Genomic DNA, 12,976 nt, shown 5'->3' on the forward strand with positions numbered 1-12,976 from the left:
TCGGTTTCCGACTGCCAATGCTACGCCAGGACCCCTCGAGACGGCACAATGACCGCGCGATGGACGGGACGAATGAGCGGAACGCGCGCAGCGCGACCGCAGGGGGAGGGGCGGATGCGCCCGGCCCCGAGGAACGTGGCTTCTGGGATCTGCCGCCCTCGCTGCGCTGGACGACGTACGGCGTCGTCGGCGTCGTGGTGCTGCTGGTGGTCACCTCGCTGACCGGGGTGGTCGTGGTCCGTCACTCCTGGCCGGAGACGTCGGGGAGGATGGAGCTCGACGGCCTCGACGCCACGGTGGAGGTGGTCCGCGACGGCGCCGGGATCCCGCAGATCTACGCCGACACCACCCACGACCTGATGTATGCCCAGGGCTTCGTGCACGCCCAGGAGCGGTTCTTCGAAATGGACGTGCGGCGGCACGCCACCGCCGGCCGCCTCGCCGAGCTGTTCGGCGAGGCCGGCCTGGAGAGCGACCTCGTGGTCCGCACGCTGGGGTGGCGCCGGGTGGCCGAGCAGGAGCTGACGCTGCTGGAGCCGGCGACCCGCGACGCGCTGGACGCCTACGCCGAGGGCGTGAACGCCTACCTCGGCGACCGCACCCCGGGCGAGATGTCGCTGGAGTACACCCTGCTCGGCCTGACCGGCCTGGACTACGCCCCGGAGAAGTGGACCGCCGTGGACTCGGTCGCCTGGCTGAAGGCGATGGCCTGGGACCTGCGCTCCAACGTCGACGACGAGGCGACCCGCGCGGTGACCGCCGCGCTGGTCGGCGCCGACCGGGCCGCCGAGCTCTACCCGGCCTACGACAGCGAGGCGCACCCGCCGATCGTGGACCGGGGTGCGGTGGTCGACGGCGTCTTCGACCCGGAGGCCACCGAGACCGGCTCCCGGCTGCGGGCGGCCCCGGGACCGCGGGTGACGCGGGCGCTGGCCGGCGCCGTCGACGTGATCGGCAACGCCACCAGCCTGCTCGGCGGCGGTGCCGGGGCCGACGAGGGGATCGGCAGCAACGGCTGGGTGGTGGCGGGCAGCCGCACCAGCACCGGCGCCCCGATCCTCGCCAACGACCCGCATCTGGGCGTCTCGCTGCCCGGCGTGTGGATGCAGGTCGGTCTGCACTGCCGCCGGGTCACCAGCGCCTGCCCCTACGACGTGGCCGGCTTCAGCTTCTCCGGCGTGCCCGGCGTGGTGATCGGCCACAACGCCGACATCGCCTGGGGGTTCACCAATCTCGGTGCGGACGTCAGCGACCTCTACGTCGAGCGCGTCGTGGGTGACGCCTGGCTGCGCGACGGCCGCCCACGCCCGCTGGTGCAACGGCTGGAGCGGCTTGAGGTGCGCGGGGACGAGCCCCTCGAGATCACGGTCCGCGCGACCCGGCACGGCCCGCTGCTCTCCGACCTCGTCGAGCTCGACGAGTCCTCGGACCGGGTCGACCTGACCAGCGACGGGTTGCTGGAGTCGGTCGTCGACGCCGGAGCCACCCTGGCCGGCGCTGAGCCCGACGAGACCGAGGGCGGCGACCGGGCCGGGTGGCGCCCGGGGGTGGCGCTGGCCTGGACCGCCCTGCGCCCCCGCAACACCGCGGACGCGCTCTTCGCGCTCAACCGGGCCGACGACTGGACCTCCTTCCGCGCGGCGATGGCCGACTTCGCGGTCCCCGGGCAGAACGTCGTCTACGCCGACACGGCGGGCCACATCGGCTACCAGGCGACCGGCGCGATCCCGCGCCGCCGTCCCGGCCACGACGGCACCCTTCCGGTCGCCGGCTGGCGCTCGGTCAACGACTGGGAACGCCGCCCGGTGCCGTTCCAAGCGCTGCCCTGGTCGTTCGACCCGCCGGCCGGCGCGATCGTGACGGCCAACCAGCAGCCGGTGGACCCGGACGGCTATCCCTACGCCCTGGGCGAGGACTGGGCGCGCGGCTACCGCTCGTCACGGATCGCCGATCTGCTGGACATGGACCAGGAGCTGTCGGTGGCGACGATGCAGACCATCCAGCTCGACGACCGCAGCGCGTGGGCGGCCACGCTGACGCCGTACCTGATGGAGGTGGGGCTGCCGGCCGGCTACTACTCCGACGGTCAGGCGCTGCTCGCCGACTGGGACCAGCGGCAGGGCGCCGACAGCGCCGCGGCGGCCGTCTTCAACGCGGCCTGGCGCCAGATCCTGCTGCACACCTTCGACGACGAGCTGCCGCCCGCACTCCGCCCGACCGACGGCGCCCGGTGGTGGGACGTGGTCGCCGGCCTGCTGGAGCGCCCGAACAGTCCGTGGTGGGACGACGTCGCCACCGAGGAGGTGGAGACCCGGGACGAGATCCTGCGGGCGGCGATGATGGACGGCCGCGACGAGCTGACCCGACTGCTCTCGCCCGACCCCGCCGAGTGGAGCTGGGGCGACCTCCACGAGCTGTCCCTGCGCTCGGCGACGCTGGGGGAGTCCGGCGTCAACATCGTCGAGCGGCTCTTCAACCGCGACGGGTGGGACGGGGCCGGGGGCGGCTCGCTGGTCGACGCCACCGGCTGGGACGCGCAGCAGGGGTACGGCGTGACCACCGCCCCGTCGATGCGGATGGTGGTCGGGCTCGACGACCTCGACGCGGCGCGCTGGATCAACCTCACCGGAGTCTCCGGCCACGCCTTCCACCCGCACTACACCGACCAGACCGACCTGTGGGCGCGCGGGGAGTACCTGGAGTGGGCGTTCAGCCGCCCGGCGGTGCTGCGGGCCGCCGAGGAGACCCTCGTGCTCACCCCGCTCGACTGACCCGGCTCCGTCGCCCGAGTCACCGCCCGCCGGGGGACCCCGGCATCGGGTGCAGCCGCTGCGCGGTGATCGCGGCATCGACCGGCCGGTCGTGCGGCTCGACCGGCACCTCGACCCCGACCTCCTCCGGGTGGAGCAGCACCGCGGTGTAGGTCGACGCCGGCACGCGCGCCAGCGCCCGGTCGTAGGAGCCGCCGCCCCGACCCAGCCGGTGTCCGTCGCTGGAGACCGCCAGCCCCGGCACCAGTACGACGTCCGCCCGGCCGATCGCGTCCACCCCGAGCCGTTGCCCGGTCGGCTCGCTGAGCCCGTGCCGGCCCCCGCGCAGGGAGTCGGGCCCGGCGTACTCGGCCCAGTCCAGGTCGTTGTCGGGCAGCAGCACCGGCAGCAGCACCCGCTTGCCGTCGGCCAGCAGCCGCTCCAGCAGGGGGCCGGTGCCCGGCTCCGTCCCGATCGCGAGGTAGCAGGCGACCGTGCCGGCCCGTCGTACCTCCGGCGTGCGGTGGGCGCGGGCGGCGATCCCGTCGGCGCGCAGCCGCGCGAGGCCGGCGTCGATCTGCGCGCGCCGGGCGAGGATCTCCCTCCGCAGAGCGGCTTTCGCGGCCCGCAGGTCGGTGCCGGTGTCGCCCGGCGTCCTCCCGGACGGCGGGTGCGTGCGATCCGGCCGGTCTCCAGGATCAGGACGCGGTTGTGGACTCGGCACCTTCCAAGCCTACGATCGCGGCATGGGCAGCCCAGGCTTGGAGAAGGCACGCGCGAAGATGGCCGACGCGGGAGTGGATCCGGTCGCCATCGACACGTTCGCGCACTACTACCGCCTGCTCGAGCACGGTGAGACCGGTCTGATCCCGGAGTCCACGATCGAGCCGGTCGACATGGAGCGGCTCGAGGACGTCGAGGTCGACGACGACGTCGCCGCCGAGGCGGTCGCGAAGACCGTGACGATCAAGCTCAACGGCGGCCTGGGCACCTCGATGGGGATGGACCGCGCCAAGTCGCTGCTCTGCGTGCGGCGCGGGCTCTCGTTCCTCGACATCATCGCCCGCCAGGTGCTGCACCTGCGCAAGGAGTACGGCGCCGAGGTGCCGCTGCTCTTCATGAACTCCTTCCGCACCTCCGCCGACACCCTCGACGCGCTCGCCCGCTACGAGGACCTGGCCGTCGACGGCCTCCCGCTGGACTTCCTGCAGAACAAGGAGCCCAAGCTGCTGGCCTCCGACCTGAGCCCGGCGGCCCACCCGGTCGACCCGGACCTGGAGTGGTGTCCGCCCGGTCACGGCGACCTCTACACCGCGCTGCGCGGCACCGGACTGCTCGACCGGATGATCGAGGCCGGCTACCGGTACGTCTTCGTCTCCAACTCCGACAACCTGGGCGCGGTCCCCGACGCACGGGTCGCCGGCTGGTTCGCCGCCTCGGGCGCCCCGTTCGCGATCGAGGCGGTCCGGCGGACCCCGAGCGACCGCAAGGGCGGACACTTCGCCCGGCGCAAGGCCGACGGCCGGATCGTGCTGCGCGAGACCGCGCAGACCGCGCCGGAGGACCAGAAGGCACTGGCCGACCTGGACCGGCACCGCTACTGCTCCACCAACAACCTCTGGTTCGACCTGGCCGCGATGAAGAAGGCCCTGGACGAGCGCGAGGGGATCCTCGGCCTGCCGCTGATCCGCAACGTGAAGCACCTCGACCCCGCCGACCCGAGCACCCCGAAGGTGGTCCAGATCGAGACCGCGATGGGCGCGGCGATCGAGGTGTTCGAGGGTGCCCGGCTGATCGAGGTGGGCCGCGACCGGTTCATCCCGGTGAAGACCACCAACGACCTGCTGGTGCTGCGCTCCGACGTCTACGCCATCGGCAGTGACTTCGCGCTCGAGCAGGTGGCCGCTGAGGTGCCGTTCATCGACCTCGACAGCGACCACTACAAGCTGGTCGGCGAGTTCGACAAGCGCTTCCCCGAGGGAGCGCCGTCGCTGCAGCAGGCGACCTCGCTGCGGATCGACGGCGACTGGACCTTCGGTCCCGGTGTCGCCGTGGTCGGGGACGTCGCCCTGAGCGGTCGCGGCGCCCAGCGGATCGAGGGCAACAAGGTCCTCGACGGCGAGGGGTGACCCCGCCGGGCGCGTCCCGCGCCGTCGCCGAGCACCTCAGCGCCCTGCTCGACGGCATCGGGGCGCTGCCCGCGGTCGACCTGGCGCTCGCGGACGCCGTCGGCCGGGTCCTCGCCGCCGACGTCGAGGCCGCGGTGCCGGTGCCGCGCTTCGACCACGCCGCGATGGACGGGTACGCCGTGCGCGCCGCCGACATCGCTCCCGACGTGACCGGGGCCGGGGCCGGTCCCGGAGGTCCCGGCGGTGACGTGTCGCTGCCGGTGGTGGCCGCGGTCGGCGCCGGCGCGGCCGGTCCGTCGGCGCTGGAGCCGGGCGCCGCGGTCCGGATCATGACCGGCGCGCCGGTCCCGCCCGGTGCCGACACCGTCGTCCCGTTCGAGGCGACCACGGGCGAGGGCGACCGGGTGCGGTTGCCGGGTGACCTCCGGGCGGGCGCCCACATCCGTCGTGCCGGGGAGGACGTGGCCGCCGGCGAGACCCTCGCCCGCGCCGGCGACCCGCTCGACCCCCGCACCGCCGGTCTGCTGGCGGCGGCCGGGGTCGCCCGTGTCGCCGCCCGGCCCGCGCCGCGCCTGGTGGTGCTCACCACCGGCTCCGAGCTCGTCCCGGCCGGCACCGACCCGGCCCACCTCGCCCCGGGCGCGATCCACGACAGCACCGCGGTCACCCTGGTCGCGGAGGCCCGTGCCCTCGGCGCCGAGGTGCGCCACCGCGGCCCGGTCGGCGACGACCCGGAGGCGTTCCTGGTGCTGCTGCACGACGCCGTGCGCGATGCCGACCTGGTGGTGACCACCGGTGGCGTCTCGGCCGGCGACCACGACGTGGTCAAGGCGGCGTTGGCCGGTCGTGGCGGGTTCTGGTTCGGCCAGGTCGCGGTGCGGCCCGGTCGGCCCCAGGGACACGGCGTGCTGCACGTCGACGGCGAGCAGGGGCGCCGGGCCGTGCCGGTGGTGAACCTGCCGGGCACCCCGGCTGCGTCGTACCTGACCTTCCAGGCGTTCGTCCGTCCGCTGCTGGCGGTGCTGTCCGGCGCCGACCCGGACGTCACGGTGCCGGTCACCCTCGGAGCCCCGGTACGGCGATCGCCCGACCGCACGTTGCTGCTGCCGGGTGGTCGTGGCGAGGACGGTCGGGCGGTGGTGCTGCCCGGCCACGTCGGCCACTCCCAGCGGCTGCTGGCCCGCACCGAGCTGGTGCTGGTGGTGCCGCCCGGCTCCGAGGAGCTGCCCGAGGGTGCGAGGATCGGGGCGATCGTGGTGGCGAGCGCCGCGACCGGCGAGTCCGGCCACCGGGCCGGAGGGGGAAGGTGAACCGATGACCGAGCCGCGGCTGACCCACGTCGACGAGACCGGGGCCGCGCGGATGGTCGACGTCTCCGCGAAGGACGTGACCGCGCGCACCGCCACCGCCTCGGGCCGGGTCCTGGTCGCCACGACCGTGGTCGAGCTGCTCCGCGGCGAGGGGGTGCCGAAGGGTGACGCCCTGTCGGTGGCCCGGATCGCGGGCATCATGGGCGCCAAGCGGACTCCCGAGCTGATCCCGCTGTGCCACCCGCTCGCGATCAGCGGTGTGCAGGTCGACCTGGCCGTCGCCGACGACGCCGTCGAGATCGCCGCGACCGTCCGCACCACAGACCGGACCGGCGTGGAGATGGAGGCCCTCACCGCGGTGACGGTCGCGGCGCTGACCGTGGTGGACATGGTGAAGGCGGTCGACAAGGGTGCGGTGATCAGCGACGTGCGGGTGGAGACCAAGAGCGGTGGGAAGTCGGGGGACTGGCGTCGTGACTGAGCCGGGTCGGGTCGCCGGGCTACCGGCGCGGGTTGTGGTCGCCTCCAACCGGGCCGCGGCCGGCGTCTACGAGGACACCACCGGTCCGTTGATCGTGGCCGCCCTGGCCGACCTCGGCTTCGAGGTCGCCGAGCCGCTCGTGCGTCCCGACGGCGAGCCGGTCGGCGAGGCGATCGCCGCCGCGATCGGCGCCGGCGCCCGCGTGGTGCTGACCACCGGCGGCACCGGACTCACCCCCACCGACCGCACCCCCGAGGTGACCGGTCCGCTGCTGGACCGCGAGATCCCCGGCCTGGCCGAGGCGATCCGGGCCGCCGGTGTCGCCAAGGGAGTGCCGACCGCCGTCCTTTCCCGCGGCCTGGCCGGTGTCGCCGGCGACTGCCTGGTGGTCAACCTGCCCGGCTCCCGCGGCGGCGTGAAGGACGCGCTGAACGTGCTGGTCCCGGTGCTGGCGCACGCCGTCGAGCAGATCACCGGGAGCGACCATTGACGAGGTTGCGCCGGGTGCCCCAGCCCGGCCGGATGAGCACCGCCACGCCCGGACGCGCCTGGCCCAACCGGCTCACCTCCGGCGTCGCGCCCGAGGTCACCGTGCGTCCGATCCGCGTCGCCGACGGACCCGCCTGGCGTGCCGCGCGACAGCGCAACCGCGCCTGGCTGGCGCCCTGGGACGCCACCGTCCCTCCGGGCGGTGACGCCCGCCCGACCACCTTCCGCGCCCTGGTACGCCGACTCCGCGCGGCGGCCCGCCGCGGGACGACGTACCCGTTCGTGGTGGAGGTGGACGGCGCGTTCGCCGGTCAGGTCAGCGTGAACAACATCGTCCGCGGCTCGGCGCAGTTCGCCTCCGTCGGCTACTGGATCGACCAGCGCTTCGCCGGCAAGGGAGTGGTGCCGCGGGCGGTGGCGATGGTGATCGACCACTGCTTCACCACCGCCGGGCTGCATCGGATCGAGATCTGCATCCGCCCCGAGAACACCAACTCGCTGCGCGTGGTGGAGAAGCTCGGCCTCCGCGAGGTCGGCTACGCCCCGGGGTTCTTGCACATCGACGGCGACTGGCGCGACCACCGGATCTTCGCGGTGACCAAGGAAGAGGTGCCGGCCGGGTTGTTGGCCCGGATGGAGGCGTCCGGGGGGACGTGTCGGCGCTGGGGTGAGGGTGCGGGTTTCACCGGTCAGCCGGGGAAACCCGCACGACACGCCGGGGCGGCACGGCGTGTCGTGCGGGTTTCGGCCGACAGGTTCGAGACGGGTGGACGTCGCCCGTCGTCCCGTTGATCCCAGAAGTCACAGGAATCAATCTGTGACACACCGCTAGACATGCGTCCCGACCTGCGGTACCGCTCCTAACCTCTCCCGTGTGAGCGCACTGATCTTCGTGGCCGTCGCCGTGGCGTGGGTCGTCTACCTGGTCCCCAAAGCGCTCCGACATCATGAGGAGGCGTCGGCCAGTCGCACGGTCGAAGAGGTCTCCGAGCGGGCCCGGGTGCTCGCCCGGCGCGACGCCGTCTCGGCCCGGGCCACCGCGCTGGTCTCGAGGCGCACCGTGGTGCGGACCGAGCACGGTCCCGCCGATGACGCCGCCGACCGCCCTACCGCCGCCGAGATCGACGGCCCCGAGAGCTCGACGACCCACCGGACCAACGCCGCCAACGTCGACACCGCCGACACCGCGCCCACGCCGGGTCTGATCGCCCGCCGCCGCGCCGCTCGCGCCGAGCGCCGGGCGGCCCGTGCGGCCGCCGTCGCCGCAGTCGCGCGCAGTCCGCTCACCTTCGAACAGGCTCGCCGCCGTCGTGCCGCCGCCCGGCGTGCCGCGCAGCGCCGCCGGCGGGTGCTCACCACGGTGCTGGCGGCCCTCGCCGTCACCGCCGCAGTCGCCGTCGCCGGGGTCATCGCGGTCGGTTGGGTCGCGGTACCGGCGGGAATCGTGGTGGCGTGGCTGGTGGCCTGCCGGCTGATGGTCCGCAACGAGCGCGCCCGCCCGCTCACCACCGTGCGGTCCTCTGCCGCCGACGACCCGGCGACCGAGCAGACCGCTGCGGTCCAGATCGACGAGGAGACCGGGGAGATCATCGCGGTCGACGAGCCGGTCGAGCCGCAGGGTCCCGCCCCGGCACCTGGGAGCCGGTCCCGGTCACCCTCCCGACGTACGTCGGCAAGGCGGCCGCCAACCGGACCGTGCGCACCATCGACCTCGACTCCACCGGCGTGTGGAGCTCGGGCCGCAACGTCGACGACTCCGAGCTGGTCCGTGAGGCCGAGGCGCACGATCGCGCCGAACGCGGGACGCGTTCGGAGGCGGAGCGTGAGCGGCGGCGGGCAGCCGGCAGCTGACCCCCGCGGATTCGGTGGCACTCGGTGCGGGTGCTAACGTTTCTCCCTGCTTGGGGCTGTGGCGCAGTTGGTAGCGCGTCTCGTTCGCAATGAGAAGGCCAGGGGTTCGAATCCCCTCAGCTCCACCAAACTCGCTGGTCAGCAGCCATGCAGGGATCCTGAATTCAGGAGAACTCATGGCAACTCACCAGAAAGTCACCACTAACGCGTCTCGTTCCGCACGTGCCTGGAGCGACCTCGGGCGCTCTCGGCCATATCCGGAGCACCTCGTGCACCTGGATTGCATGACCACCTCCACACGTCGCCAGCCCCGCTCAGCCACGTCCGGATATGAGTCTGGACTCGACCCGGTCCTCACGCTCTCTGCCCTCGCCGCCCAACTCGGGGTGAGCGTGCAAACGCTGTACGACCTGAGAAGCCAGGGCCGCGGGCCGCGCGGCTTCCGGGTTGGCCGAGAGCTGCGATTCCGTCTCAGCGAGATCGAAGCCTGGCTCGCCCGGCTCGAGGAGGCCGACGCGCTCCGCCACCCGGAAGCACTGTCGTGAGCATCTCCGGGCGTCCACGCACCCCGATCGGAACCCACGGCACGATCAACACGCGCCGGACCCGCAGCGGCGTTGTCGCCGAGACTCGCGTACGTGATCTCGACGGACGACTCCGCCAGGTGCGGGCCACCGGACGAACGTCCGCCGCGGCGCGGAGTCTGCTCTTGGAACGCATTCGTGAGCGCCCCTCGCTACCCAGTGAGGGCGTCCTGAGGCCGACCAGCTCGTTCTCTCAACTTGCCGAGCTGTGGCTGGCAGACCTGGAACTGCGTGACCTTGCCAGCAACACCAAGGAGAACTATCGCGGCTGCCTTCAGTTGCATGTACGCCCGGCGTTCGATCACTACAACCTCGCTGAAATCACCACCGGCAGGGTCGAGTGGTTCCTCGCGCGCCAGGGGAAGAACTCCCCGTCGCAAGCCCGTCAGGCGAGGACGATGCTGAACCTCCTGTTCAGCTACGCGCTGCGGCACGACGCCATCAGTCGCAATCCGGTCGAGGGAACCTCGCCGCTCAGAAAGAAGAAGGCGGCCCCGCAAGCGCTCACCCTGGAGCAGATCTCCGCAATCCGAGTGGCGGCGGCGACGTGGCGGACCGAGGCCGGCCTGCCCGGCCCGAAGCCCGACGGACAGGTGCGCGACATCATCGAGGTCCGCTACCACGCCGAGTTCGTGGGGCTCAGCGGATGCCAGCAGCTCATCGACGCGTTCTCGCGTCTTGGCATCTCGGGCGTGTGGCGCAACGCCATCGCCGACCTGGACTGGTGGAACCTTTTCGACGTCCGCTACCACCAGCAGCTCACCGCGGCCTTGCAAGCTCGATCAGTCGACGACGCGAAGAAGCTCATCTACGAGCACAACGAGGACGTAAAGCGGATGGTTGGCGGCATCATCAGCAAACAGGGCGGGCACCTCTGAGCGACCCTGCCCGCCGGGGGACTGCCCCGGGTTTGGTTGACACCTTGACCTGCCCTACAGCCTGGTTTCCACGACGGGTGTTGAGTCATCAGGCGGAAACGGTGTCTGCGGGTGAGGCTAGCTCGTATTCGATTGGGGTCTTGTAGCCAAGCGCGGAGTGGCGGCGCTGGCGGTTATGGAAGATTTCGATGTACTCGAAGATCGCGTTCGCGAGCTCTACTCGGGTCTTCCACTTGCGGCGGTTGAGGAGCTCGATCTGCGTCGAGGACCAGAAGCTTTCCATCATCGCGTTGTCCAGACCGTCGCCCACGGTGCCGAAGGACGGCAAGAGCCCCGCGGTCCGTACTCGGTCGCCGAAGGCCCAGGACGTGAACTGGGCTCCGTGATCGGCGTGGACCACGCCGCCGGGTTCGGGTTGGCGGTTGCGGATGGCCATGTCGAGCGCGTTGACGACCAGCGTCGAGTCTTGGCGCGAGTCGATGGACCAGCCCACGATCCGCCGGCTGTAGGCGTCGAGAACGGCGGCGCAGTAGACCTTTCCCTCGCGCGTGGGGTGTTCGGTGTAGGGGTCGGACCGGGGCGCCCTGTCAGCCTCTCGGCTGTTGGGTTTCCCCGGCCCGCCCTCCGAACCGGACGTGCGACTCTCACCGCATCCGGCTCTCCACGTGGTCATGCCGCTGGGCTCGGATGTGGCGTTGTTGAACTCGACCATGGGGTCGGGATCTTGGTGCCCCGGTAGCGGTAGCGCTCGATAGGGAACGCGTTGGCTCGGAACATGTCGATCCCTCCGGCACGGATGTGCCACCCGGGCAGGTAGCGCCGGACCAGGGCGTGCATGTTCAGCCCGAGGTGTCGTTTGCGGAGCCACCCGATCACCCGCCAGAAGGCGAAGTGATCGACGTAGCCGAACGTCCGCGAGGACACTCCGTGGCGGAAGTAGGTGCACCAGCCCCGCAGCGTCGGGTTCAACCGGCGCAGCAGGTCTGCGAGCGTTCGATGTCTTGCACGGCGCGTCAGCGTCCGCACCTTGTCGATGATCGAAGTCAGCGACTTCTTCGACGGGTAGGTGTAGATCGCCTTCTTGCCGGTCCGGCTTCGCCAGTCACGGCGCTGGATGCGCCAGCCGAGGAAGTCGAACCCCTCATCGATGTGGCAGACCCTCGTCTTCTCGACTGATAGGCGCAGGCCCATCGGTGCGAGAACTTCTGCGACCTCGCCCCATAGCGCTTCCGCGTCGGCGCGTTGACCGTGGATGAGGACCACGAAGTCGTCGGCGTAGCGGACGAGCTTCATGACCGCACCGCCGGCGCGTCGGTGCTTGGCACGTGTCCACTCCGGGCCGAGCGCTTCCCACTTGGTGGTGAAGTGCTCGTCCAGCACGGACAGGGCGATGTTGGCCAGCAGCGGTGACAAGATCCCGCCTTGAGGTGTGCCGGTGATCGTCTCGCGGTTCAGGCCGTCCTCGGTGAGGACACCGGCCCGCAAGAACGCCTTGACCCAGCCCAGGACCCGTCTGTCCCCGACACGTCGACGCACGCGCTCCATCAGTGCGGTGTGGTCGATCTCGTCGAAGCACGCCTTGATGTCGGCCTCGAACACCCACTCGTAGTTCCGGGTGGGTGATGCGAGGTAGTGAATCTCAGCGATCGCGTCCTGCGCCCGGCGACGAGGACGGAAGCCGTAGGAACACGGCTTGAAGTCCACCTCGAAGATCGGCTCGAGCACCAGTTTCAACGCAGCCTGCACGACCCGGTCACGAGCAGTCGGGATCCCCAGCGACCGGACCTTTCCCGACGCCTTGGGGATCGTCTTCTGCCGCACCAGCAGCGGCACGAACCGTCCGGCCTTCAAGTCCTCGCGGACCTCGGCCAGCAGATCGGGCGCCGCCCCGCCCACGCCGCGCGGGGTGACCCCGTCGACGCCGGCTGTTCGTGCTCCCTTGTTCCCCCGCACCCGGTGCCACGCCACGACCAGAAAGGCCGGGTCGTAGACAAGGTTGGCGAGGTCATCGAAACGACGGTCGGGATCTTCCGTCGCCCATCGGTGCAGCTTCTTCTGCATCCGCAGTACCCGCCACTCGGCCTCTTCCCGCTCGGGGAAGACGGCGCGCGACGGTTCGCCGGTGTTCACCAGCGCCCTCCTGCGAACACGTTGATGCCGCGAACACGCTGGACCCCTTCGCCATGTGACCGGCTTTCCCGGCCTCGGACTACTACGGGTCCTCCGCCCCACCACGACGACATCGGTCGGCGACGGACCTTCCCGCCGAACAGCAGGCTGCTGCACGGGGAGGGGATCGTCGCGGTGGTTCCCACGTTCACTGTCGAACCGTTCGACGGGGTCGGCGCCCAGCTATGCCCCTGCAGCATCGCCGCGGCTACGCCGCAGACATTCACCACGGCCTCCCGGCTGGCGACATCACCCAGCCAAGGAGTTTCCCGCACCACGATGTCCGAAGACACCGGGTGCGGGTGCGCGCTGCTAACCGGCCCTGATCCACCAGG

General features: G+C 71.7%; 11 protein-coding genes, 1 tRNA gene and 1 pseudogene. 10 read left to right on the top strand and 3 right to left on the bottom strand.

Annotation, left to right across the window (positions count from 1 at the left end):
* Positions 1-59: 59 nt before the first annotated feature.
* Positions 60-2,771, top strand: a complete 2,712-nt coding sequence (locus FIV43_RS19210) for a penicillin acylase family protein (protein WP_141015414.1) — start codon at positions 60-62, stop codon at positions 2,769-2,771.
* A 19-nt stretch (positions 2,772-2,790) separates the two neighbouring features.
* Here the strand turns inward: FIV43_RS19210 and FIV43_RS19215 are convergent, their stop codons facing one another.
* Positions 2,791-3,474 (bottom strand): 5-formyltetrahydrofolate cyclo-ligase, encoded by a 684-nt coding sequence (locus FIV43_RS19215; RefSeq protein WP_231123543.1) that lies wholly within the window; start codon positions 3,472-3,474, stop codon positions 2,791-2,793.
* Positions 3,475-3,496: 22 nt separating this feature from the next.
* On the opposite strand from FIV43_RS19215, the gene FIV43_RS19220 reads away from it, so the two are divergent.
* The 9 genes from FIV43_RS19220 to FIV43_RS19260 all read left to right on the top strand — a co-directional run bounded on the left by FIV43_RS19220 (position 3,497) and on the right by FIV43_RS19260 (position 10,472).
* Complete coding sequence (locus tag FIV43_RS19220; protein ID WP_141015415.1) at positions 3,497-4,879, top strand: UTP--glucose-1-phosphate uridylyltransferase; 1,383 nt, start codon at positions 3,497-3,499, stop codon at positions 4,877-4,879.
* Positions 4,876-6,189, top strand: a complete 1,314-nt coding sequence (locus FIV43_RS19225) for a molybdopterin molybdotransferase MoeA (protein ID WP_141015416.1) — start codon at positions 4,876-4,878, stop codon at positions 6,187-6,189. Before FIV43_RS19220 ends, FIV43_RS19225 begins: the two co-directional genes overlap by 4 nt.
* A gap of 4 nt (positions 6,190-6,193) precedes the next feature.
* The gene (moaC, locus tag FIV43_RS19230) at positions 6,194-6,670 is read left to right on the top strand and encodes a cyclic pyranopterin monophosphate synthase MoaC (protein WP_141015417.1); all 477 of its coding nucleotides are present in this window, start codon (positions 6,194-6,196) and stop codon (positions 6,668-6,670) included.
* Positions 6,663-7,160, top strand: a complete 498-nt coding sequence (locus tag FIV43_RS19235) for a MogA/MoaB family molybdenum cofactor biosynthesis protein (RefSeq protein WP_141015418.1) — start codon at positions 6,663-6,665, stop codon at positions 7,158-7,160. The genes moaC and FIV43_RS19235 overlap by 8 nt, the downstream gene beginning before the upstream one ends.
* 32 nt (positions 7,161-7,192) lie before the next feature.
* Positions 7,193-7,951, top strand: a complete 759-nt coding sequence (locus FIV43_RS19240; protein ID WP_141015419.1) for a GNAT family N-acetyltransferase — start codon at positions 7,193-7,195, stop codon at positions 7,949-7,951.
* Positions 7,952-8,033: 82 nt separating this feature from the next.
* Positions 8,034-9,047 (top strand): hypothetical protein, encoded by a 1,014-nt coding sequence (locus FIV43_RS19245; protein WP_141015420.1) that lies wholly within the window; start codon positions 8,034-8,036, stop codon positions 9,045-9,047.
* A gap of 15 nt (positions 9,048-9,062) precedes the next feature.
* Positions 9,063-9,138, top strand: a tRNA-Ala gene (locus FIV43_RS19250).
* A gap of 156 nt (positions 9,139-9,294) precedes the next feature.
* Complete coding sequence (locus tag FIV43_RS19255; protein ID WP_141015421.1) at positions 9,295-9,555, top strand: helix-turn-helix transcriptional regulator; 261 nt, start codon at positions 9,295-9,297, stop codon at positions 9,553-9,555.
* Entirely contained in the window at positions 9,552-10,472 is a 921-nt protein-coding gene (locus tag FIV43_RS19260; RefSeq protein ID WP_181407593.1) for a site-specific integrase, read from the top strand. Before FIV43_RS19255 ends, FIV43_RS19260 begins: the two co-directional genes overlap by 4 nt.
* 88 nt (positions 10,473-10,560) lie before the next feature.
* Here the strand turns inward: FIV43_RS19260 and FIV43_RS19265 are convergent.
* Both FIV43_RS19265 and ltrA read right to left on the bottom strand, forming a co-directional pair.
* Positions 10,561-11,034, bottom strand: a pseudogene (locus FIV43_RS19265) (IS3 family transposase); the annotation flags it as partial.
* A gap of 107 nt (positions 11,035-11,141) precedes the next feature.
* Positions 11,142-12,758 (bottom strand): group II intron reverse transcriptase/maturase, encoded by a 1,617-nt coding sequence (ltrA, locus tag FIV43_RS19270; protein WP_231123544.1) that lies wholly within the window; start codon positions 12,756-12,758, stop codon positions 11,142-11,144.
* Between the last annotated feature and the right edge of the window lie 218 nt (positions 12,759-12,976).

This window comes from Nocardioides sambongensis (genome assembly GCF_006494815.1).
Lineage (GTDB): Bacteria > Actinomycetota > Actinomycetes > Propionibacteriales > Nocardioidaceae > Nocardioides > Nocardioides sambongensis.